The 22,348-nt window shown below is 71.0% G+C and carries 22 protein-coding genes; 7 read left to right on the top strand and 15 right to left on the bottom strand.

The features are described 5' to 3' along the window. The first annotated feature begins 96 nt into the window (after positions 1 to 96). Entirely contained in the window at positions 97 to 1,386 is a 1,290-nt protein-coding gene (locus tag ACIBP6_RS08700) for a PP2C family protein-serine/threonine phosphatase (protein WP_397050175.1), read from the top strand. Here ACIBP6_RS08700 and ACIBP6_RS08695 read toward each other — a convergent pair. The 4 genes from ACIBP6_RS08695 to ACIBP6_RS08680 are packed head-to-tail and all read right to left on the bottom strand — an operon-like array spanning position 1,367 to position 5,742. Further along, positions 1,367 to 2,701: an ABC transporter substrate-binding protein gene (locus ACIBP6_RS08695; protein WP_397050173.1), complete on the bottom strand. Its 1,335-nt coding sequence runs from the start codon at positions 2,699 to 2,701 to the stop codon at positions 1,367 to 1,369. The two genes, ACIBP6_RS08700 and ACIBP6_RS08695, sit on opposite strands and share 20 nt — an antisense overlap. 34 nt (positions 2,702 to 2,735) lie before the next feature. After that, positions 2,736 to 3,614 carry a carbohydrate ABC transporter permease gene (locus tag ACIBP6_RS08690; protein WP_397050171.1) on the bottom strand — a complete coding sequence of 293 codons (879 nt, stop codon included), beginning with the start codon at positions 3,612 to 3,614 and terminating at the stop codon, positions 2,736 to 2,738. Continuing rightward, complete coding sequence (locus tag ACIBP6_RS08685; RefSeq protein ID WP_397050169.1) at positions 3,614 to 4,561, bottom strand: carbohydrate ABC transporter permease; 948 nt, start codon at positions 4,559 to 4,561, stop codon at positions 3,614 to 3,616. Before ACIBP6_RS08685 ends, ACIBP6_RS08690 begins: the two co-directional genes overlap by 1 nt. 29 nt (positions 4,562 to 4,590) lie before the next feature. Further along, positions 4,591 to 5,742, bottom strand: a complete 1,152-nt coding sequence (locus ACIBP6_RS08680; RefSeq protein WP_397050167.1) for an ROK family protein — start codon at positions 5,740 to 5,742, stop codon at positions 4,591 to 4,593. A 166-nt stretch (positions 5,743 to 5,908) separates the two neighbouring features. On the opposite strand from ACIBP6_RS08680, the gene ACIBP6_RS08675 reads away from it, so the two are divergent. Further along, the gene (locus tag ACIBP6_RS08675) at positions 5,909 to 8,068 is read left to right on the top strand and encodes an alpha-galactosidase (RefSeq protein WP_397050165.1); all 2,160 of its coding nucleotides are present in this window, start codon (positions 5,909 to 5,911) and stop codon (positions 8,066 to 8,068) included. Here the strand turns inward: ACIBP6_RS08675 and ACIBP6_RS08670 are convergent. Continuing rightward, a complete protein-coding gene (locus tag ACIBP6_RS08670) occupies positions 8,045 to 9,640 on the bottom strand; it encodes a hypothetical protein (protein ID WP_397050163.1) in 1,596 nt (531 codons plus the stop codon). The genes ACIBP6_RS08675 and ACIBP6_RS08670 overlap by 24 nt on opposite strands. 337 nt (positions 9,641 to 9,977) lie before the next feature. On the opposite strand from ACIBP6_RS08670, the gene ACIBP6_RS08665 reads away from it, so the two are divergent. Together ACIBP6_RS08665 and ACIBP6_RS08660 are read left to right on the top strand one after the other, a co-directional pair. Continuing rightward, on the top strand, positions 9,978 to 10,805 hold the full coding sequence (locus tag ACIBP6_RS08665) for a glycerophosphodiester phosphodiesterase (protein WP_397050161.1): 828 nt from the start codon (positions 9,978 to 9,980) through the stop codon (positions 10,803 to 10,805). Between the two features lie 146 nt (positions 10,806 to 10,951). Further along, positions 10,952 to 11,722 carry an endonuclease/exonuclease/phosphatase family protein gene (locus ACIBP6_RS08660; protein ID WP_397050159.1) on the top strand — a complete coding sequence of 257 codons (771 nt, stop codon included), beginning with the start codon at positions 10,952 to 10,954 and terminating at the stop codon, positions 11,720 to 11,722. A 48-nt stretch (positions 11,723 to 11,770) separates the two neighbouring features. Here the strand turns inward: ACIBP6_RS08660 and ACIBP6_RS08655 are convergent, their stop codons facing one another. Continuing rightward, complete coding sequence (locus ACIBP6_RS08655; RefSeq protein ID WP_397050157.1) at positions 11,771 to 12,175, bottom strand: DUF7144 family membrane protein; 405 nt, start codon at positions 12,173 to 12,175, stop codon at positions 11,771 to 11,773. A gap of 200 nt (positions 12,176 to 12,375) precedes the next feature. Next, positions 12,376 to 12,876 (bottom strand): hypothetical protein, encoded by a 501-nt coding sequence (locus tag ACIBP6_RS08650; RefSeq protein WP_397050156.1) that lies wholly within the window; start codon positions 12,874 to 12,876, stop codon positions 12,376 to 12,378. 411 nt (positions 12,877 to 13,287) lie between these two features. On the opposite strand from ACIBP6_RS08650, the gene ACIBP6_RS08645 reads away from it, so the two are divergent. The 3 genes from ACIBP6_RS08645 (at position 13,288) to ACIBP6_RS08635 (ending at position 15,630) form a co-directional block, all read left to right on the top strand. Beyond that, positions 13,288 to 14,268 (top strand): DUF2804 domain-containing protein, encoded by a 981-nt coding sequence (locus tag ACIBP6_RS08645; RefSeq protein ID WP_397050154.1) that lies wholly within the window; start codon positions 13,288 to 13,290, stop codon positions 14,266 to 14,268. Positions 14,269 to 14,365: 97 nt separating this feature from the next. Beyond that, complete coding sequence (locus ACIBP6_RS08640; RefSeq protein ID WP_397050152.1) at positions 14,366 to 15,028, top strand: hypothetical protein; 663 nt, start codon at positions 14,366 to 14,368, stop codon at positions 15,026 to 15,028. Positions 15,029 to 15,117: 89 nt separating this feature from the next. After that, entirely contained in the window at positions 15,118 to 15,630 is a 513-nt protein-coding gene (locus ACIBP6_RS08635) for a hypothetical protein (RefSeq protein ID WP_397050150.1), read from the top strand. Positions 15,631 to 15,678: 48 nt separating this feature from the next. On the opposite strand, the gene ACIBP6_RS08630 is transcribed toward ACIBP6_RS08635, so the two are convergent. From ACIBP6_RS08630 to ACIBP6_RS08595, 8 genes are all read right to left on the bottom strand, one after another. Next, positions 15,679 to 16,464 (bottom strand): MerR family transcriptional regulator, encoded by a 786-nt coding sequence (locus tag ACIBP6_RS08630; protein WP_397050148.1) that lies wholly within the window; start codon positions 16,462 to 16,464, stop codon positions 15,679 to 15,681. Between the two features lie 34 nt (positions 16,465 to 16,498). Next, the gene (locus ACIBP6_RS08625) at positions 16,499 to 16,822 is read right to left on the bottom strand and encodes an STAS domain-containing protein (RefSeq protein WP_397050146.1); all 324 of its coding nucleotides are present in this window, start codon (positions 16,820 to 16,822) and stop codon (positions 16,499 to 16,501) included. 197 nt (positions 16,823 to 17,019) lie between these two features. Continuing rightward, the gene (locus tag ACIBP6_RS08620; RefSeq protein WP_397050144.1) at positions 17,020 to 18,060 is read right to left on the bottom strand and encodes a PP2C family protein-serine/threonine phosphatase; all 1,041 of its coding nucleotides are present in this window, start codon (positions 18,058 to 18,060) and stop codon (positions 17,020 to 17,022) included. A gap of 84 nt (positions 18,061 to 18,144) precedes the next feature. Beyond that, the gene (locus ACIBP6_RS08615; RefSeq protein WP_397050142.1) at positions 18,145 to 18,897 is read right to left on the bottom strand and encodes a potassium channel family protein; all 753 of its coding nucleotides are present in this window, start codon (positions 18,895 to 18,897) and stop codon (positions 18,145 to 18,147) included. Positions 18,898 to 18,907: 10 nt separating this feature from the next. Further along, entirely contained in the window at positions 18,908 to 19,879 is a 972-nt protein-coding gene (locus ACIBP6_RS08610; RefSeq protein WP_397050140.1) for a glycine betaine ABC transporter substrate-binding protein, read from the bottom strand. Between the two features lie 40 nt (positions 19,880 to 19,919). Further along, the gene (locus ACIBP6_RS08605; RefSeq protein WP_132617058.1) at positions 19,920 to 20,690 is read right to left on the bottom strand and encodes an ABC transporter permease; all 771 of its coding nucleotides are present in this window, start codon (positions 20,688 to 20,690) and stop codon (positions 19,920 to 19,922) included. Beyond that, on the bottom strand, positions 20,687 to 21,679 hold the full coding sequence (locus ACIBP6_RS08600) for an ABC transporter ATP-binding protein (protein WP_397050138.1): 993 nt from the start codon (positions 21,677 to 21,679) through the stop codon (positions 20,687 to 20,689). Before ACIBP6_RS08600 ends, ACIBP6_RS08605 begins: the two co-directional genes overlap by 4 nt. Further along, positions 21,666 to 22,319, bottom strand: coding sequence for an ABC transporter permease (locus ACIBP6_RS08595; protein WP_397050136.1), 654 nt, complete (start codon positions 22,317 to 22,319; stop codon positions 21,666 to 21,668). Before ACIBP6_RS08595 ends, ACIBP6_RS08600 begins: the two co-directional genes overlap by 14 nt. Positions 22,320 to 22,348 lie beyond the last annotated feature (29 nt).

Genomic DNA, 22,348 nt, shown 5'->3' with positions numbered 1-22,348 from the left:
CCACGTGCGTTTGGCCGCGCTTTGCCGTGCGGCCGTCCCGCGGCCGGCGGGCCTGAACGGATTCTCCTGGGGCATGGCACCCGCGAGGGGGATCGCATGGAGACCGACAGGAGTGAAGCTCACGACGCCGACGAGGCCCTGCAGCACGCCCGGGTGCTGAGCCAGGCGATCATAGCCATCCACAGCACCCCCTCGCTCACGGAAGGGATGCGGCGGCTGTCCAGCATCCTCACGTGCACGCTGGCCGACTGGTGCGCGATCGACGCGCTGGGCGGTGACGGGCATCCCTACCATCAGGTCGTGGCCCACCGCGACCCCGGGAGAGTGCCGGACGGCGGGTTCACCGAGCCGCTGCCGCGGTTGTCCGACGAGACCCCCGGGCCGGTGGCGCGGGCCATGCGCGGCTCGGACGCGCTGCTGCTCACGGAGCTGCCGCCCGCGCGGGAGTCGGGCCTGGAGCTGTTCGGGCAGCTGGACGGGAAGATCGCGATGGTCGTCCCGCTGCGCGTGCGGTGGCGGATGCTCGGGGCACTGACCCTGGCCCGCGAGGATCCCGCCCAGACCTTCACCCCCGCGGAGCAGAACCTGATCAAGGAGATCGCGCGCGGCGTCTCGCTCGCCCTCGACCACGCCCGCCTGTACGACAAGGTGCGGCACATCGCCGAGCGCATGCAGCGCTCCCTCCTGCCCGACCTGCCGCGGATGGACCGCCTGGGGCTGGCCGCCCGCTACAACCCGGCGCACGAGGCGGCGGAGGTCGGCGGCGACTGGTACGACGCCTTCCTGCTGCCGAAGGGCGACCTGGCCGTCGTCATCGGCGACGTCGCCGGCCACGACCTGTCGGCCGCGGTCATCATGAGCCAGCTGCGCAACATGATGCGCGCGCTGGCCTACGACCGTCAGGAGCCGCCGGGGGAGATCCTCAGCCGGCTCGACCTGGTCAACGACGCCCTCTACGGCCAGCGGGTGGCGACGTGCCTGTACGGCCTGATCAGGGCGCCGATCGGCGGGCCGTGGGCGTTCGACCACTCCAGCGCCGGCCACATGCCGCCGCTGCTGGTCACCCGGGAGGGCGAGGCCCGCTACCTGGAGGACAGCTCCGGCGTGCTGCTCGGCATGGACGTCACCACACCCCGCCCCGAGGCCCGCGACCCGCTGCCGCCGTGGTCCACGCTGCTGCTCTACACCGACGGGCTCGTCGAACGCCCGGGCGAGGACATCGGCCGCGGCATGGACCGGCTCCGCCTTCAGGCCGTGACGCTCGCCAAGGCGCCCATGGAGGAGTTCTGCGACGAGTTGCTGGCCGCGCGGGGCGAGTCCGACGACGACATCGCCCTGCTCGCCCTGCGCGTACCGGACACCGGCCCTAGCCGAACAGCGCGTTGATCTTCGTGTTGGCCGGGTCGAGGGCGTTGACGTCGCTCTTGAACGACAGGATCGAGTCCATCGTCTCGGTCATGATGGCCGTGATGTCCGCCCAGTGGTCGGAGATGGGCGCCAGATGCGTGGTGCCGTCCTTCACGTGCATGGTGAACGGCTTGACGTCGATCCCGGCGTCGGCGAACGCCTTCTCGGCCTCCGCCGTGGCGCTCTTGATCGCGGGGAAGACGACGGCCTGCTTGGCCACGATGTCCTGCTGGCAGGCCGGCGAGGCGAGGAACTTCACCCACGCCCAGGCCGCGTCAGGGTTGTCCGTCCCGGCCGAGATGTTGTCGGCCAGCCCGTTGAACAGGCTCGCGCGCTTGCCCGTGGGACCGATCGGCGTCGGGGCGAGGGCCGACTTGACGCCCTTGAGCGCCCAGTAGGTCTTCGTGTTCCAGCTGCCCTCGGTGACCATCGCGTACTTGCCCGCCCCGTAGGTGTCGATCTGGCCGACGCCGGAGGAGATGATGTCCATGCTCGGCACGTAGCCCTTGTCGATGAGCGAGGTTAGCCACGTGATGGTCTCCTTGAACTTGGGGTCGGCGTAGTTGAACCGGCTGGGCCACGGGTTCTGGTCGGCGTACTGCCAGCCGTTGCTCATCGTGTACATGCTCCACTCGGTCTGCCCGAAGCCCGCCCCGCTGGTGTTCAGGCCGAGGCCGTAGGTGGCCACGTGGTTCTTGTCGAAGCCGGGCTCGTCGCCGCGCCTGCCGTTCTGGTCCACGGTCAGGCGGGCGATGACCTTCTCGTACGTGCCGCCGTCCTGCGGGTTCCAGGTCAGCTCGGACATCTCCTCCGGCTTGATGCCGGCTTCCTTCAGCTTCTCGGTGTTGTAGATCACGGCCACGGTGTCGAAGTCCTTCGGCAGGCCGTACCGCTGGCCGTCCTTGGTCACCCACAGGTCCGCCAGGCCGTCCTGGTACATCGACAGGTCGACCTTGTCGCGCGTCACCAGGTCGGTGATGGGCAGCAGCTGGCCCTGGGAGGCGAGGTCCGGATACCGCGACAGGTGGCTGGTGAACACGTCGGGCGCGGTGCCGGAGACGAACGCGGTCGTCAGCGTGTTCCAGTAGTCGTCCCATCCGTACTGGGTGATCTTGACCGTGTACTGGGGGTTCGCCTTGTGGAAGGCGTCGGCGCACTGCTGGTACTGCGGTTGCTGGGCGGCGTCCCAGAGCCAGTAGTCGATCGTGGCGGGGCCGGAGCCGCCTTCCGGACCGGCGCCGCAGCCGCTCAGGAGCAACGTGGCCACGCCGGCGATGATGAGAGAACGCTTCACTGCTTCGAACCTTCCGTGGATGGGGGGACGGCGTTCACTTGACGCCGGTGTAGCCGATGGAGTCGATGACCCGGCGGCCGAGCAGGGCGAACAGCACGATCATCGGCAACGCGGCGAAGAGCGTCGCGGCCATCAGCCCGGCCCAGTCGGGGGAGCCCTGCGGGGTCTGGGAGCGGAAGATGCCGAGCGCGACCGTGAGCACCCGGACGTTCTCCGCCTTGCCCACCAGCAGGGGCCAGAAGTAGTCGTTCCAGCTGGTGATGTAGACGAGGATGGCGAGCGTGCTGATCGGCCCCTTGCTCATCGGCAGGATGATGCGGAAGAACGTCCGCACGTGCCCGGCGCCGTCGAGACGCGCGGCCTCCTCCACGCTCGCGTTGATCCCGAGGAAGAACTGCCGCAGGAAGAACACCGCGAACGGCGTCATGAGCAGGTGCGGCAGGATGATGCCGAGGTAGGTGTTGAGCAGCCCCAGATCCTTGATCAGCACGAAGTTGGGCAGCGTGGTGAAGATCGGCGGCACCATCAGGGCGGTGACGAAGAGCGTGAAGACGGCCTCGCGGCCGGGCCAGCGCAGCCGGGCGAAGGCGTAGGCGGCCATCGAGCTGAAGAACACCTGCCCGGCCGTGACCGTGGTCGCGACCACGATGGAGTTGCGCAGGTAGAGCCAGAAGTCGACGGTGCCGGTCGACCCGCCCTCCGCCACCGCCTCGGCGGTGCTCGACAGGCCCAGCACCCGGCGGTACGCGCCGAGCGTGAAGTCCACGGGCAGCAGGTCGCCCGCGCCCGCGGCCAGCGAGCGGGTGCTGGAGAACGACGTGCGCAACATCCAGTAGAAGGGGAACAACGTGGCCACCATGACCAGCACGAGAACGGCCCAGCCGGCGACCCGGCCCCAGCGGATGGAGGCCATCACGCTCCCTTCAGATCCGACTCGCCCGCCCGGGACAGGCGGAGCTGCAGGTAGGCGATCCCGGCCAGCAGCACGAACAGCACGGACGACAGCGCGGCGGCGTAACCGAAGTTGAACCGGTTGAACGCCATGTCGTAGATGTAGAAGTAGATGACCCGGGTGGCGTTGATGGGACCGCCTCCCGTGGTGACGGCGACGGTGTCGAAGACCTGGAACGACCCGATGACGCTCAGCACCATGACCAGCGCCATGACCGGCCGCAGCAGGGGCAGCGTGACCCGCCAGAACGTCCGCCACTCCGAGGCCCCGTCGATCGCGGCGGCCTCGTAGACGCTCGGCGGGATCATCAGCAGGCCGGCGAAGATGAGCAGCGCGGTGTACCCCATGTGCCGCCAGGTGTTGATCATGGCGATGGTGGCGATGCCCAGGTCGGCGCCGAAGAACGCCACCCGGTCGAAGCCCAGCCACTCGATCACCTGGTTCACCACGCCGAGCTGGAAGTCGAGCATCCAGAACCACACCAGGGCCACGACCACGTTCGCCACCAGGTAGGGCAGCAGCACGATCCCGCGCACCACCATCGACCTGGTCAGCCGGTGCAGCAGGACGGCCAGCACCATCGAGATCACGGTCTGCGCGCCGATGTTGAGCACCACGTACTCGGCGGTGACCTTCAGCGCGTTCCAGAACAAATGGTCACCGAACAGTTGCCGGTAGTTCTCCAGCCCGATGAAGCGGGGTGGGGTGAGAACGTTGTACTTGGTCAGGCTCAGGTACGCGCCGCGGACGGCGGGCCACACGTAGAAGACCGCGAAGCCGATCGCCGCCGGGAGGACGAACACGATCGCGATGGGCAGGTCGCCCAGGCGTCGTCGGCGCGGAGGGGCTTTGTCGGGCACTGTCCCGGCCGTGGGACGCGGTGCGGCGCGGACGGTATCACTGGTCATCTGACCTCCTCGTGCCCGCCGGCGATTGATCAGCGGTGCAGCAGCAGATGCTGGAGAGCGGTGACGGCCGCTCCCCTCGCCCACTCGTTGAAGGCGAAGGGCTTGACGGCCACCCGTACGGGAGTGGTCGTCCAGTGGGTGTGGCGGATGAGCGCGGCCTGGAAAGCCTCCGCGCACACCTGGTACATGTGGACTGTCTCGCCGGAAAGGATCACCAGCTCGGGGCCGGTGATGTTGGCGACGGTGGCCACCACCTGGCCGAGGGCGGCGCCCGCGTCGTCGAACACCCGGCGGGCGACGGGGTGGCCGCCGGCCGCCATGGCGAGGCAGTCGTCGAAGGTGAGATCGGGCAGGTCGAGCGCCGAGGCGATCGAGCGGCGGATGGCGGGCGAGCTGGCGTAGGCGCGGGCGCACCCGCGGTGCCCCCGTTCGCACAGGGGGCCGTGGTCGTCGATCTGCAGATGGCCGACCAGCCCGGTCCCGCCGGACTGCCCGGTGACCAGCCGGTCGCCGACGACCAGCCCGCAGCCGATGCCCGCGCCGACCGTGACCAGGGCGAACGACGCGTGTCCGACGCCCTCTCCGAACCACTGTTGTGCCGCGGTCAGCGCCCGCACGTCGTTGTCCAGCACCGTGGGCACGGACACGGCCTCCTCGACCAGCTTGGCCAGCGGCAACTGGCTCCAGCCGAGGAACGGCGAGGTGTGCACGACGGGATCGCTCGGCGAGGCGGTCCCGGCGAGGCTGATGCCCACGGCCGACAGCGGACTGCCGGGCACGGTCAGCTCGCCCACCACGTCGGCGATCTGGCCGCACACGTGGTCGATCTCGTGACCGGCCAGCGGTCTGGCGACCTCCTTCTGGATGGTGGCCCTCAGGTCGGTGCGTACGGCGAAGAGCTCGTCCTCGGTGAGCTTGATCCCGACGAACGCCATGCGGGAGGCGTCCACCTGCAGGGGCTGCGACGGCCGCCCGACGGTAGCCGGGCCCTCACCCGCCGCCTCCAGCAGATAGCCCGCCTCGATGAACGGTTTGGTGACCTTGGTCAGCGCGGACGGCGACAGGGCCAGCCGCCGCGCCACCTCGGCCCTGGACAGCGGCCCGTGCACGAGCAGCTCGACGAACACCGATCGCATGGCGTCGGTCAGCCGCACAGGGGCTGATGCGCTCTGTGAGAACACGGGGCCCATGGTTCGCCCGATTTATTCTTCTTGTCAAGTAAAGAAGTGGTCTCAATCACCTCATGCCGGAGATCTCCCACTAGATCGGGATGGGTTCATTGACCGCGTGCACTAATCGGGTTTAGTCTCCAGCGGCCTGATCGATCCAGCATCTCGGGGGACGCCGATGCCTGTAACTCCTCTCGACGATCACCAGTGGGCGATCACCACGCCCGCCTCCACCTACGTCATCGCCGTGGAGATCGACCCGCTCACCGGGGAGGCCACACCACGGCAGAAGTACTGGGGACCGAGGTTGCCGGCCGAGGCCGCGCGCCAGGTCGCGGCCTCCGGCGCGCGCCGGCACGTCAGCAGCTTCTCCACGCCCGCCGAGGTCGAGGAGCTGCTGCCGGTCGACGGCGGCACCCGGTGGAGCACGCCGTCCCTGCAGGTCGCGTTCGGTCATGTGCGCTCGCTGGAGCCGTCGTTCGCCGGGGCGAGCGTCCATGACGAGGGCGGCGGGGCGCAGCGGCTCGATCTCCTGCTGGTGGACGCGTACCACCCGTTCGAGATCGTGCTGTCCGTCCGGGTCCGCGACGACACCGACGTGATCGAACGCTGGACCACCGTCCGGCACCGTTCGGACGCCGAGGTGACCGTCACCCGGCTGGACTCGGGCAACTGGTTCGTCCCCGACGCGGCGTCGTACCGCTACAGCGGCGTCTTCGGCGCGTGGGCGGAGGAGCTGCAGCTCCAGCGGGGGCCGCTGCCGGTCGGCGAGCTGGTCTTCACCAGCCGCCAGGGCGTCACCAGCCACACCGCGAACCCGTGGGTGATGATCGACGACGGCGCGGCCACCGAGGAGCACGGCGAGGTCTGGGGCGTCGCCCTGGCCTGGAGCGGAAGCTGGCGCCTGACCACCACTCACCGCCCCGAAGGCGGGGTCTGCGTCTCGGGCGGCTTCGGCCACGACGGGCTGCGCTGGACGCTCGCCCCCGGGGAGGAGCTGGTCTCACCGGCGGCGCTCGGCCTGTATTCCGCCGGCGGGTTCGGCGCGGCCAGCAGGTCCTGGCACGAGTACGCCCGCCGGCACGTGCTGCCCACCGCCCGCGAGGAGCGGCCGGTGCTGTACAACTCGTGGGAGGCGACCACGTTCGCCGTCACCGAGGCGCACCAGCTCGAACTCGCCAAGATCGCCGCCGGTCTCGGCGTCGAGCTGTTCGTCATCGACGACGGCTGGTTCGGCGGCCGCGATGACGACACCACCTCGCTGGGCGACTGGTGGCCGCACCGCGAGCGCTTCCCCGACGGGTTGCGCCGGCTGCTCGACGGCATCCGCGACACGGGGATGCGCGTCGGCCTGTGGGTCGAGCCCGAGTGCGTCAGCCGCGACAGCGACCTGTACCGCGCGCACCCCGACTGGGCTCTGCACATGACGCACCGGCGCAGAGACGAGAAGCGCGGCCAGCTCGTCCTCAACTTCGCCCGCGACGACGTCCGCGACTGGGCGTTCGGCCGGCTGGACCGGCTGGTGACCGAGCTGGACCTCGACTACCTCAAATGGGACATGAACCGCCCGTTCACCCAGGCGGGCTGGCCCGAACGGGAGGCGGAGCAGGACCGGGTCTGGATCGAGCACACGCGCAACGTCTACCGCGTGATGGACCTGCTGCGCGAGCGCCACCCGCGGCTGCGGATCGAGTCGTGCTCGGGCGGCGGCGGCCGGATCGACTTCGGCATCATGCGCCGCACCGACGAGGTCTGGCCGTCGGACAACACCGACGCCCGCGACCGGCAGACCGTCCAGCACGGTTTCTCGCAGCTCTACCCGGCCGGCACCATGTCGGCGTGGGTCACCGACTCGCCCAACCCCACGACCCGGCGGGCCATGCCGCTCCGCTACCGCTTCCACGTGGCCATGGCCGGGGTGCTGGGGATCGGCGGCAACCTGCCCGAGTGGACGTCCGGCGAGCTGGCCGAGGCGGCCGAGCTGATCGCCCAGTACAAGGAGATCCGCCCGGTCGTGCAGCACGGCCGCCAGTACCGCCTGGCGGGCACGCCCGGCCAGGAGCGCTCGGCGGTGCAGTACGTCCTGGACGACCGCGTCGTGGTGCTGGTCTACAACCCGCTCGGCAACGCCAAGCGCGGGCCACGCCACCTGCGGCTGACGGGCCTCGACCCCGACGCGCTGTACGAGATGACCGGCGACGGCTCCCGGTGGCACGGCTCCGTCCTCATGTCGGCCGGCATCCGGCCCGCCGCGTGGGAGCCGATCGGCGCGGACCATCGCAGCGAGCTGGTGGTGTTCAGGAAGGTGCGGACGTCAGTCGCCGAACCAGTTCCATGAATCGGTGGTGACCTCGCCGAGGTCCGCGAAGAGCGCGGCGACCCGGTCCCGGTTGGCCCTCAGAGGCAGGCCGGCGCCCAGCTCGCCGCGCTCCACCAGGGCGTTTAGGCAACGGATCAGCCGCTCGTCGGTGTCCTGCCCGTCCGGCCGCACTCCGAGCCGTCGTTCCAGGACGTCGGCGAGCGGCTCCGCGGGCACGTGCGAGAGCGCGACGCCGTAAACGTACTCCCGCCCTCCGTCTCCCACGCGCGCCGCGTAGTCGTAGTGCTCGTGGAAGCGGACGGCGGTGAGCCGCACCGCGGGCGCGCTCGCGACACGGGTGTCCAGCGACACGGTCAACGTGAAGAGGCAGCCGGCCCCGTCCCGGTAGGCCTTGAGCAGGGTGCGCGTACGTTCGCCCCGCAACTCGTGCGGCACCCCGGCCGCGGCGCACCACGCCGCGACCTGGCCGGCGTTGTCCTGGGGCGAGCGCCCTTCCCCTGGCGCGGCGCCCAGGTCGCCGCGTTCGGCCAGGGCGGTGAAGCAGTCGAACAGGTCGTCCTCCGTGCCGGGCCGCGCCGGCAGGCCGAGGCTCCGCCGGAGGAACGCGACCAGCGGGTCCAGCCACGTCAGCGCGACGAGCACGCTGCCGCGCTCCGGCCTGCCGTCGTCCCGCCGATCGGCGGGAGCGTACATCTGGCCGAACTCGACGCGGGGCCGGCCCTCCACGGTCCGGACGTCGAGGCTCAGGAACAGCGAGCCCCCGCCCGGCAGTTCGTGCGTGCGCAAGAGGTCGTGGTGGCGGCGCGGCCCGTCCAGGCGGCAGGTCAGTCCGGCCTCCTCGAACCAGGCGCGTACGCGGTCGCGGTTGAGCCGGAACGGCAGGTGGGCGCCTAATTCGCCGCGCTCGATCGCTGTCGTGAAGGCGTCGACCAGGCGGTGTTCCAGGTCTCCGGCGCGGGAGAGGCCCAGACGGGTCTCGAGAACCGCCACCAGCGGGTCCAGCGCCGCGCAGTCCGCCGTGACCGTGTGCGGAGAGACCGGGCTTCCGGGGAGCCGGTACGACTCGAGGAATTCCACCCGGCCTTCCCGCCCGTCCCTGTCGCCGATCTCCAGGACGAGGTGGCGGTGGTAGCCGCCGGGCTCGGGAGGTGTCCGCAGGAGAACGTGGCGGCGGATCCGCCGCAGCGTCGCGCCGTCCCAGTCCCGCATCAGCTCATGTGAGATCCCCGCGTCGACGCAGTACGCGGCCACCAGGGTGACAGGGTCGCGGCTGGAGAAGCCCGTGACCTCGTCGAGCTCTCGCGGGGTGCGCCGGCCGGCCAGCACGGCCCAGCAGGCGATCAGCCGGTCCGCCAGGCCGCCGGTGCGGCGCACCGGGCCGAGCCGCTGCTCGAAGTACGGCACCGCGACGCCGAGCGCGGCGACCGGGACGACGACCTTACGGTGATCATGAGAGCGCGCGGGATCGGGCGACCGGTGACGCTCGACGAGCTCGACCACCGGCTGCGGCACGTCGTCGCGCCGGCGGGCCAGGAACAGGACGGTGCCCGTGTCGTCCGGATACTCGGCCAATATCCGTTCTGGCGTCATGACGGCAACGTATCGTGCCGGTCACGTCGGTTCGTCGACCAGGACGACGATGCCCGAGGCGAACTGCGTCGAGCGTGCGAGAAAGCGTTTTGTGGGGATTTCTCCACCGAATCCCGGCTCCATGCTTCCGGCTGGTACGTGAGCCCAGAAAGGGCTGCCAAAACCCGCCCGGGGTCGCCAAGCCGTTCTCTCGTGATGACCAAAGTCCGCTCAGAAATGTCCCGACACGCCGGTTGAAAACGGTCATTGGTCGCTCTTGTGGGCACTTTTCTGCGTAACTCGACATAAGACGCGCGCGTCGGGGTCGGGTCGGCATGGATCTAACCGGGGGAGGAACATGTACCGCCTGCTCGGCGCCGTCATCACCGCCACCATGGCCTCCTTGGCCGGTCCCGCGTGGGCCGCTCCAGAGGACGTCGAGGTCATCGCACACCGGGGCGGCTCCGCCTACGCTCCCGAGAACACGCTTGCCGCCTGCGCGCTGGCCAGGGCCCAGCAGGCCGACATGTGCGAGTTCGACGTACAGCAGACCAAGGACCGGCGGCTCGTCCTCATGCACGACGAGACGCTGGCGCGGACCACCAACGTCGAGCAGGTCTTCCCGGGGCGCTCCCCGTGGCGGATCTCCGACTTCACGCTGGCCGAGATCCGGCGCCTCGACGCCGGTTCGTGGTTCTCCGCGCGCCACCGGGGCGAGCGCGTGCCCACCCTCAGGGAGGCGATCGACCTGCTCGGCGGCAGCGGCACCGGGCTGCTGCTGGAGATCAAGCACCCGCCGGGCAGCCCCGACATCGACCGCCAGGTCGCCGCCGAGCTGCAGGAGACCCGCGACCAGTGGCGCGGCGAGCCGCTCGCGGTGCACTCGTTCGACTGGCGGGCGATGCGGGTGCTGCACGGCATGGTGCCCGACGTCCCGATCCTGGTGCTCGGCAAGTCGGCCATGGAGCAGCTGCCCAACCTGGCCGGCTACGTCAAGGGCGTCACGCTGCCGCAGCGCGGCGTCAGCGCGGAGTACGTCCGCGAGCTGCACGGCAAGGGCATGCGCGTCTACGTCATCGCGGGAGGCCGCAAACCGGTCATCCGCCGCCTGATGTCGTACGGCGTCGACGGCATCATGACCAAGAGGCCCGACCGGGTCGCGTCGGTGAAGTGGGGCGGCCGCTGAGCGACTTCCGTCCCGACAGAAGCCAAGCGATCTCATGGGACCGGGGGGCCGGCCGGGCGGTTCGAGCTGCCGTGCACGGCCGACAGTTTCACCCGATGCCCCGGCTGCCGCCGCATGGCGGAGTCCGGCGACCTCCGCGAGGGCGGATGCGTGATCTGAGCGGCGCCCGGTTCCGGCGCCCGCGGCCGCCGGGCGTCCTGCGGGTGGTGTCCTTCAACGTCCACCACGGTGTGGGCGCGGACGGCCGGCTCGACCTGGAGCGGATCGCCCGCGTCGTCGAGAGCGCGGACGTCGCCTGCCTGCAGGAGGTGGACCGCCACTGGTCCGAGCGCAGCGCCTTCGCCGACCAGGCGTCCTGGCTGGCGGGGCGGCTGCGGGCCCGCCTGGTGTACGGCGCCAACCTCGACCGCGACCCGCCCACCCCCGGCCGGCCACGCCGCAGGTACGGCACCGCGATCCTGACGCGCCATCCCGTCCTCGAAGGGGACAACACCTGGCTGCCCCGCCGGCCCGGACACGAGCAGCGCGGCCTGCTGCGCGCGCTGGTGGCGGTGCGCGGGGTGCGCGTCCAGGTCTTCAACGCGCACCTGCAGAACAACGACGCGGACGAACGCCTCGAACAGGCCCGCGCGATCGGACCGCCGGCCGCCTCCCGCGCCGGACCGGTGGTGCTCACCGGCGACCTCAACGCCCGGCCCGGCACGCCCGAGATCCGCGTGCTCGCGGAGGTGCTGGCCGACGCCTGGCCGAGGGCGGGGGAGGGCGACGGCCGTACGTACCCGGCGGGCGGGCCGGACGCGCGCATCGACTACGTGTTCACCTCGCCGGGCGTCGAGGTCGCCGCGGCCTGGGTCGTCGCCTGCGACGCCTCCGACCACCTGCCCGTCTTCGCCGACCTGCGGGTGTGCCGCACATGAAGGAGCCGCCCCACAGGCCGTGGGGCGGCTCTCCGGCGCGGTTCGACGTCAGTCCGGTCTGGTCTCGCGGCCGTGGACGATGATCGCGTACAGCACGAGCACGTCGATCGCGATGACGGCGAGGGACCACCAGGGATTGACGGCGATCCAGGTGAGCTGGGTCAGAGCGTTCAGCATGACCAGGACGGCGCCCACGACCCTGGCCCAGGTCTGGCCGATCATGACGGCGATGCCGGTGGCCAGGATGAGCACGCCCAGGATGAGGTGCAGCCAGCCCCAGGTGCTGACGCCGAAGAGCAGGAGCCGGGAGGGAGTCGCCACGTAGACGCGTTCGGCGGAGATCGCCGCGAGTCCCGTGATGATGTTGAAGAGCCCGGCCAGGATCATCATCAGGCCGCCGAACCAGATCCAGCCGACCCAGCCGGTGACCTGTCGGGCGTGGTGGTAGGCCATCGAAGAACCTCCCCGTGAGTTCCGGTCCCCGGCGACGTGCCGCCGCGGGGTTCGGAGACGACGGGCCCGGTGCCGCGGTGTCAGCGGTGCCGGGCCTCGGTCGAGGTGTCCCTTCGTTGATCCCCCGCCTGCGCTACTGGAAACGACATAAGGGACATATGCCGATATATAGGTACGAATTTCCGGTGGTTTTGCCCGTGTCACTTGGACAGGTAGAGCGTCTTCCAGGTGCCCGCGTACAGGCAGGTGAGGGACGGCCGGGAGGTGGCCTCGGAGCAGACCTTGAGCTCGACCTGGTAGACGTCGCGGTAGGTGAACGTGTACCGCTTGGCGTCGCGGTAGGAGCAGTCGCGGACGCTGTGCAGCCTGTTGGGCAGGTCGGAGCCGTCGCGGTAGGTGACGCGGAAGACGGCCCAGCCGCAGGCGCTCCTGCGCGTCTGGTCGTACACCAGGCCGCTGACCCGCACGGTGTCGGCGGTGGGCAGGTCGGCGTGGTCCTCGCCCCTCGCGGTGAGCGTGCCGAGGGTCTTGGCGGCCCGGCCGGGCGCGTAGTACGGGCCCCAGACCTTGGCGGAGGCGGCCTCCGACGCGGCGGGGCCGGTGGTCGCCGCGGTGCTCGTGGCGGCCTGGGCGGCGGGGGCGAGCGTCATGGCGGCGGCGCTGGCGAGTGCGAGGCCGGCGAGGACGCGGTTGGTGTTCATCGGGGGGTCCTTTCCTCGGTGGAATGCCCACATCATGAAATGGACCGATTTCAGTTGGCTTTCCCGTGAATGGCACGGGCTTTCAATCTTCTTGCCGGCGAATGGCGCCAGACATATCGATCTCCGGATCGTTCGCGGGGGAGTGACGTTCGTTCGTTCACGCGCGTCGAGGTGCTCGGCGCGATCCGGGCTTTCAGCGCGGCGAAGCGATCGGGCGGGCGGCGGGAGGCCGCCCGCCCTCCTCGCCGCTCGCTCTCGCCGGCGGGATGTCCGTTACGGCCACGACTGTGCGCCCGGGGCCGGGATCGAGTGAACCCCCTGCTCAAAGGTCCTTCCTGGCAGACGTCTGACGCGCTTAACATGACGCCTCATCATGTTCTGCCGTCTCCTTGCCGGAAGGCCCACGCCGCCATGACCCACGAGCGCGAGATCACCGAACCCGTCGACCTGTGCCTGCCCGACGGGCGGCTCGACCCGGCGGCGATCGGCTGGACCAGGCGTCCCCTGCACCGCGCGAACCTGCGCGGGTGGGGACGCGCCAAACGCTGGGAGTACTGGGGGATCGTGACCCCGACGCACATCGTGGGCCTGGTCGCCTCCTCCCTCGACTACGCCGGGCTGCACGGCGTCTACGTGCTCGACCGCGCCACGGGACGGGAGACCGCCAAGGACGTCGTGGTGCCGTTCGCGCGCCACGCCGTGTTCCCGGACAGGAGCGGTACGGGCACCGCGTCCGTCCGCGGCGGCGGCGTGCGCATCGACATCGCCCAGAGTCCCGGCGGCACCTCGATCTCAGCCGTCGCGCCGGAGGTCGAGCTGGAGGTGGAGGTGCCGCTGCCCGAGGGGCACGAGTCGCTCGGCGTCGTGGTGCCGTGGGGTCCCCACCGCTTCCAGTACACGGTCAAGGACGTCGGCCGCCCGGTCCGCGGCCGGCTGCGCCTGGGCGCGGAGGAGTTCGCGGTGCCCGAGGAGGGGTCGTTCGCCGTGCTCGACCACGGGCGCGGCAAATGGCCGTACGCGGTCACATGGAACTGGGCGGCCGGCAGCGGGCCGGGCCGGGCGATCCAGCTCGGCGGCAAGTGGACCGACCGGACCGGCTCGACCGAGAACGCGCTTTTCGTCGAAGGCCGGCTGCACAAGATCGGCGACGAGTTGGAGTGGCACTACGACCGTACGGACTGGCTGCGGCCCTGGCGGATCCGCGGCCCGCGCGTCGAGGCCGGGTTCCAGCCGTTTCACGAGCACGCGTCCCGGACCGAGCTCGGCGTGGTGGGCAGCGAGACGCACCAGTGCTTCGGCCACTTCACCGGCAGGGCCCGCGCCGACGACGGCTCCTGGATCCCCCTGGACGGCCTGACCGGCTGGGCCGAGAAAGCCCGCAACCGCTGGTAGCGGCCATGCGCGGGCAGGCGCTACGACCGGCGCCGAACGCCGATCGCGACGATGACGGCGATGCCGGGCGGTGCGGTGGCGTGCCATGATCAGCCGCATGATCGTCATGGACGCCGTCCTGGAGACGCACGACGCGCGGGACTTCACCGCGTGGCCGATCGCCGAGCCGTCGGATGACCGCCTCATCGCCCTCTCGGGCGGCCTGTCCCCGGCCGAGGTGGGCACCGCGATGGCGGTCATCGTCGCGTACGCCGGCATCCCCGCCGAGCCCGTCGCCGACCTGCACCTCAGCCTCGACCGGCACCTGATCGAGGCGGAACGCCTGATCGCCCCGGGCGGCCTGCGCGTCACGGACACCGCCACCGGCCACCGCGTTCTCCCCGGCTGCTGCTGCGGCCTGGAGAACTGGCGCGAGTGGGCCGACGTCCTGCACGGGCAGAGCCCCTGGCTGGGGCACGACCCCGACACCGAACTCGAACACATCGGCCTCGAACGCGCCGGCCTCGAACGCGCCGGCCTCGAACGCGCCGGCCTCGAACGCGCCGGCGAGGCCGTACGACTCCGGCAGGAGCCGGCCCACGAGGTGCGGATCCCGCTCGCCGACCTGCCCGGACTCCTGTCGGCCGTCCACGCGAGCCTGCGGGGCTTCCTGGCACGGGTCGACGCGTGGGCGGGCGAGACCTGCCCGCGCGCCGCCGGCCGTCTCGTCGCCGTTCTCGACGAGAGCTTCCACATCACCGGCCCGCTCGACCTCGGCTGAGCGCGGGACCGGTCCCGGGGCGGTGGCCGCAGACTGCTGCTTGACGTGTGAAGACGTCGTTCGGGGCGTACGGAGAACGGGGAGTGACCATGGGGGATCAGCCGGTCGTTCGAGCGGGTGTGGTGGCGGTGTGCCTGTTGCTCGCCGGTTGCGGGTCCGGTGGCGGGGAGCCGGTCACGGCGCCGGAGTCCACCTCCGTCTCCTCGGCCCCGCCCGAGCCGGAGACGCCGACCGCTCCCGAGACGCCGCCGGAGCGCGAGGCCCCGTCCGAGCCTGAGTCGTCCTCCGCCGCGGAGCCGCCGCGGGGTGCGGGCGCTCTGCAGGCGCGGGACGGCGCGCGGTTGCGGGCGTGCCGCGACGCCGACTGTGAGGTCGTGGTCGCCGACGGGCAGTCGGTGGAGCTGGCCCCGAAGTGGGGCCTGGGGACGGTCGAGTTCACGGTGGAGGACGGCGCGGTGAGCTTCACCTCCTTCAGCGGGGGCATGATGGCGACCTTCGGCGAGCAGACGCCGAACCCGTCAGGCGTCAGCTCCGTCAACGGCATCGACGTCCGCGTCCTGGCGGTGCAGGGCAGGAGGGCCGTCATCAGCATCTCGCACTAGCCAAGAAATCTACAGTGTAAAGCGCCGGGCCTCAGGTGGAATCCGCCTTCAGTCCCGGGCGGCCCTGGCCCGGTCCAGGTAGGCGTACAGTGCGATCATCTTCTCGGCCGGCCAGGGGAGGTTGCGGAGGATGTCGCCGCTGTGGTCCTGCCACAGGTGCTGGACCGCCGCCCGTATCCGCGCGAGCTGCTCGTCGGTGGTGCCTTCGGGCCGGAAGGGCATGCCGATCGTGTCCCACTGGTGCAGGAGATCCCGTACCCGCGGATCATCGACCGGGGTGTCGAGCTCCACATGGCCGAGCAACTGCTCGACCAGCCCGGCCCAGCGGGTCTTGGTCTCCTCGACCGCCTCCGGGCCCAGCGCCTCGCGGCGGCGGGCCAGCTGCTCGAGCTGCTCTTCGGTGAGGTAGTTCTCCAGCACGGAGATCATCTCCAAGGTCGTCATGAACTGGTCCGGATCGGGCATCGACCCCGCCTCCAGCCGCTGCAGCAGTCCGCTGACCTGCTGGATGAGCTGCTGAATCGTGTCCGCCTGCGCGGTCAGCCGCCTCAGCTGAGCCGCCAGCAGGCCGTGCATCCCCGCCAGATCCTGCGACGAGGCCGCGAGCACGCCCTTGATCTGCTCCAGGGGAATCCCGAGCGCACGCAGCGTCCGTACCTGGTACAGCCGCCGCAGGTCCTCCGCGGTGTAGCGGCGGTGGCCCGAGGCGGTTCGCCCGCTCGCCCGCAGCAGGCCGATCTCGTCGTAGTGGTGCAGCGTGCGTACGGTCGAACCGGTCATCCGAGCGAGTTCGCCGATGCTCCATCGGCGTTCGGCGGCGTCTTTCCCGATCACGACAGCAACGCTAAGACCTGTCGTTGCGTGAGGTTCAAGCCCACGCGCCCGGGTGCTCGCGCAGCGTCCGCAGCGCCTCGGCGAGAGACGGGCGGAGGTCCAGGACCCCGTCGAGCGCCCGGTCGCGCAGGGTTTTGCGGAGGGTGAGCCCGGCCGCGTACGCCACCATCCGGCCGCCCGACGACCGAGCGTGCCGGTCGGCGGCCAGCAGAACGGTGAGCCCGAAGGAGTCGGCGGAGGTCACACCGCCCACCCCGAGGGCGATCAGCGGCGGATCGTGCAGCGCCAACGCCCGCCCCAGCCGCGCCCGCAGCTCATCACAGGCGTCCAGGTCGAGCGCCCCCGAGACCTCCACCACGACAACGCGCCACCCCCGCCCCGTCCCCTCCTCAGGATCCGGTACGGGCACCGGCCGAGCCGTTCCCGCGCCGGGAGACGAGAAGGGCTCCTGGCGCGGTGCTTTCGCGTCGGGGGACGGTGCGAGTTGCGGGCGCGGTGGACGTGCGGGGGAGGAGGACGAGGGACTGCCTTCGGGACCGGGGGGCATGGCGGGCCTCATCCCGTGTGCCGGTGGAGGAGGAGCATGGCGGCGTCGTCGTGGAGGGGACCGCCGGTGTGGCGGACGAGGTCGGCGCCCAGCGCGTTCAAGGCCGTTTGCGGGTCGCCGGTCAGGAGCAGGCCGATGCGTTCGGGGAGGGGATAGAAGTCACCGGCGGCGTCCCGGGCCTCGATCACGCCGTCGGTGAAGAACAGAATGCGGTCGCCCTCGCGGAAGTCCGCCTGGCTCGGTTTCGGTCGTTCGGGATGCAGGGCGCCGAGCCCCAGCGGCAGCCCCTCGGCGGGCGGCTCCAGCGCGGCGGCCGTCCCGTCGGCGCTGATCAGGTAGGGCGGGGGATGGCCGTGGTTGAGCAGGGTGATGCACCCGTTCCGCACTTCGGCGACGATCGCCGTCACGAACGTCTCGCCGCCCAGCTGCCGGGCCAGGCTCGACTCCAGCCGTTCACCGACGCTGCTGAGGTCGGCCTCGTCGTACGCGGCCTCGCGGAACGCGCCGAGCACCCACGCGGCCGTCTCGACCGCGTCCAGTCCCTTGCCCTGCACGTCCCCGATGAGCAGCCGCACACCGTAGGGGGTGGTGACGACCTCGTACAGGTCGCCGCCGATGCGGGCGCCGGCCGCGGCCGAGGTGTAGGACAGCGCCACCCGCAGGTCGGCGGCCTTGCGCGGCACCGGGCGCAGCAGCACGCGCTGGGCGGTCTCGGCCACCAGGCGGACGTCGGCCAGCTCGCGTTCGCGCCGCAGCCGCAGGTGGCCGGCGAGCATGCTCGCGCCGGTGACGCTGACGATCGTGGCGAGGCTGAGGTCGTGCTGCCAGGTGGACAGCACCCCGTTGTAGGCGCCGAGGAGGACGGCCAGCACGAGCGCCACCATTCCGGCGATCGCGGTGCGCCGCACGCTGCCCGTGACCGAGGCGAAGCTCGGCCCGAGTGTGAGCAGCGGCAGGAATCCCAGCGACGGGCCCGCGAGCAGGTCGGTCAGCGCCACCGCCGGCATGACGACGAACGGCAGCCGGCGCAGCGCCCACTGACCACTCATCGGTCGCCTTCGTTCCAGCACTGTCCTCCCCGGTGAGACCGGATCATCATTGCATGATGCAAAGAAACCGGGGCGAGCCGCCGCCTATTCCCGGGAAGCCTGGAGCTCGTCGAGGCGGGCGCGGACCGTCCGCAGCTCCTCCAGGACGAGCCGGAGGTCGGCCTGGCCGCGTTCTTCGGCGGCCGACGACTCCTGGAACCGCTCCACGAACCAGGCGGCGATCGACGCCGTGACGACACCCAGCAGCGCGATGCCCGACAGCATCAGCACGGCGGCGATGAGCCGTCCCTGTCCCGTGGTGGGGGACAGGTCGCCGTAGCCGACCGTGGTCATGGTGGTCAGTGACCACCACAGGGCGTCGGCCAGCGTGACGATCGTGGCGCCGGGGGCGTCGCGCTCGGCGTCCAGCACCGCGATGCCGCCGACCAGGGCGAGGAAGCAGGCCCAGCCGCTGACGTACACGGTGACGCGCATGCGCAGCGGCAGCGTGACCCGGCGCATCAGCGCGGTCAGCAGCAGCAGCGAGCGCAGCACGGCCAGGGGGCGCAGCAGCGGCAGCAGCACGACCAGCAGCGACGGCAGGTGCGCCACGACGAACCGCCCGCGGCGCTCGGCCAGGCACAGCCGGATCACGTAGTCCGCGGCGAAGAGCACCCACGCCACCTGCTGCAGGAGCTCCAGCCACGCGACGGCCTCGCCGGGGAGCCGGGGCAGCACGATCGGCAGCGCCCAGCTCACCAGGAAGAGCAGGCCGACGCCGAGCAGGACCGGATCCGTCCTGCGCTCCCACGAGCGCAGGCGGACGTCCTGCGTCGGCGCGGCGGGGGGTGCGGCCATCGCGGCGGTGTCAGGCGGCGGAGGAGCCGAGGAAGCCCTGCTCGTCCAGCCACTCGGCGGAGACCGTGGCCGGCTCCTGGCCCTCGACGTCGACGCGGGCGTTGAGCTTCTGCATGGTGGCGTCGTCCAGCTTGGCGATCACGGGCTGGAGCACCTGCTCCAGCGCCGGGTGCTTGTCGTACGTCTCCTGCCGCAGGGTCACGGCCGCGTTGTAGACCGGGAAGAACTTCTTGTCGTCCTCCAGCACCGTGAGGCCGAGCGCGGCGATGCGGCCGTCGGTGGTGAACACCTCGCCGAAGTTGCAGGTCTGCCCCTTGTCGGTCTCGGTGTAGACGACACCGGTGTCGAGCAGGGAGACGCGGTCCTTCGGGATGGTCATGTCGTACGCCTTGGTCAGGCCGGGCAGGCCGTCGTCGCGGGTGGAGAACTCGGTCTCGATGCAGATCGTGACCTCTTCCGGCTTGGTCCTGGCCAGCTCGGCGACGTCGGAGAGCGTCTTGACGCCGAGCTCCGTGGCCTTCTCCGAGCGGATGGCCAGGGCGTAGGTGTTGTTCAGCGGCGTCGGGCCGATCCAGTGGATCTTGTTCTTCTCCAGGTCCTGGGCGGCGGTGGCCTTGAACTGCTCGGCGGAGTCCTGGATGGGCTCGGCGTTCTTCAGGTGCTCGATCCAGCCGGTGCCGGAGTACTCCCAGTACAGGTCGATCTCGCCGGCTTCCAGGGCCTTGCGGTTGGTCACGGTGCCGCCGAGGTTGATCTTGTCGACGACCTCGGCTCCGTGCGCCTTCAGCACCTGCAGGGCGATGTTGCCGAGCACGATGTTCTCGGTGAAGTCCTTGGAGCCGACGATGAGCTTGGCGCCCGCCAACTCGTCGCCCGCGCTGGCTGCCTCGACGGTGTCACCGGATCCGCAGGCGCTCACTCCCGTCATGGTCAGTGCGGCGGCGGCGAGCATGGCGAACGTCCGTCGGAGGGGGAAAAGCATTACAAAGACACCTCTTGATTGGTGATCGGGGGAAACAGGGTCAGATGCCGCGCGGCTTGAGCAGGTCCTCGGCCAGGCCGCCCAGCCAGTCGACGAGGAAGGCGATGCACGCGGTGAGCACGCCGCCGACGATGGTCACGGGCATGCGGTTCAGCTTGAGCCCGTTGATGATCAGCTCGCCGTAGCCGCCCGCGGCGACGAACGCGCCCAGCGTGGCGACGCCGACGGTCAGCACCAGCGCGGTGCGCAGCCCGGCCAGGATCGCGGGCACGGCCAGCTTGAGCTCGACGCGGCGCAGCACCTGCCCGCGCGTCATGCCCATGCCGCGGGCCGCCTCGATGAGCGCCGGGTCGACCTGCTGCACGCCGACCATGGTGTTGCGCAGCACGGGCAGCACCGCGTACGCGACCAGGCCGACCAGCGCGGTCTGGAAGCCCACGCCCATGAGGAACGTGCACAGCACGAGCAGGCCGATGCAGGGGACGGCCTGGCCGAGGTTGCCGGCGGTGAGGATGACCGGCGCGACCAGCCGGTTCCTGGATCGGGAGGCCAGCACGCCCAGCGGGATCGCGATGACCACGACGAGGGCGGTCGCGGCGACCGTCATCTGCAGGTGCTCGACGGCCTTGGCCAGGATGACGGAGCGGTTGAGGCTGCGCTGCTCGATGGAGTCGAGCTCGAGCGTGCCGACCCACGCGTACAGGGCCAGCAGCACGGCGCCGACGGCGATGGGGACGATCAGGTGACGCGGGCCGAAGGGCAGGCGCCCGGGGGCGCGGACCCGCCCGGTGGCCAGGGTCTCAGCGGTCACCGGACATCTCCTCCTGACACCGCCTCCTCCGGCCGGCTGCCCACGGCCGCGCACAGCGCGGCGTAGGTGAGCACGCCGGACGGCGTACCGCACCGGTCGGAGCCGTGGGCCAGCATGACGTCGAGGGCCTCGCGCAGGCTCGCCTCGGCCGTGACCTGCGGCAACGCCGGGTCAGGCAGCGGGTCGGCGATGGAGATGTCGGACACCCGCACCAGCGCCAGCCGCTTGAGCGTGGCGTCCTGGCCGATGAAGCCCGCGACGTAGTCGTCGGCCGGGTCGCTCAGGATGGCGGCGGGAGTGTCGTACTGGGCGATGTGGGAGCCCTCGCGCAGGACGGCGATGCGGTCGCCCAGCTTGATGGCCTCCTCGAAGTCGTGGGTGACGAAGATGATGGTCTTGCGCAGCTGCTTCTGCAGCCGGACGAACTCGTTCTGCAGGTGCTCGCGGGTGATCGGGTCGGTGGCGCCGAACGGCTCGTCCATGAGCATCACGGGTGGGTCGGCGGCCAGGGCCCGGGCGACGCCGACGCGTTGCTGCTGGCCGCCCGACAGCTGGCGCGGGTAGCGGTCGCGGAAGGCGGACGGCTCCAGGCTGACCAGCGCGAGCAGCTCCTCGACGCGGGCGTCGACCTTGGCCTGCGGCCAGCCGAGCAGCTTGGGGACCAGGGCGATGTTCTGCGCGACGGTCTGGTGGGGGAAGAGGCCGACCTGCTGGATGGCGTATCCGATGTGGCGGCGCAGCTCGTCGGGGTCGAGGCTGAGCACGTCCTTGCCGCCGATGCGGATCTCGCCGGAGGTGGGCTCCACCAGCCGGTTGATCATCTTCATCGTGGTCGTCTTGCCGCAGCCGGACGGGCCGACGAAGACGACCAGCTCGCCGGCCGGGATGTCCATCGTGATGTTGTCGACCGCGGGGGCCGGTTGGCCCGGGTAGTGCTTGGTCAGCGCGCGCAGCTCGATGCGCACGCCGTCGGTGTCACGGTCGAACACGAAGCCCCCTCGGGGTGGTCAGGTGGCGGACGGCGAAGAAGAACAGGTCGAACAGCACGGCGATCACGACGATGCCGAGCGTCCCGGCGAGTGTGGCGTTGAGCGAGTTGACCGAGCCCAGCCGCGACAGGCCCTCGAAGATCTGGTTGCCCAGGCCGGGCCCGTCGACGAAGGCGGCGATGGCGGCGATGCCGATGACCATCTGCGTGGAGATGCGGATGCCGGTCAGGATCAGCGGCCAGGCCAGCGGGAGCTGCACCTGCGCCAGCAGGCGCAGGCGGCTCAGGCCCATGCCGCGGCCCGCCTCGACGGTGGCGGCGTCCAGGCCGCGCAGCCCCGTCACGGTGTTGCGGATGATCGGCAGGAACGCGTACACGGTGAGGGAGATCAGCGTGGAGCCCCAGCCGAGACCGGTCAGGGGGATGAGCAGGGTCATCAGGGCCAGCGAGGGGACGGTCAGGATGGCCGCGGCGGCGGCGATCGACGTCTCCCGCACCCGTGGCGAGCCGTGACCGAGGATCCCGACGCCGACTCCGATCACCGCGGCCAGGGCGATGGCGATCGCCACGACCAGGGCGTGCTCGGCGGCGGCCAGCGAGAGGGTGTCCCATCGGGAGATCACGTACTCGCCGAAACTCATTAAAGGAACCACCTTCGCTTACGCTTGCA

This window comes from Nonomuraea terrae (genome assembly GCF_044465245.1).
Taxonomy (GTDB): domain Bacteria; phylum Actinomycetota; class Actinomycetes; order Streptosporangiales; family Streptosporangiaceae; genus Nonomuraea; species Nonomuraea terrae.
Note: the sequence above shows the minus strand (reverse complement) of the source record. Positions and strands in the feature narration are given on the sequence as shown.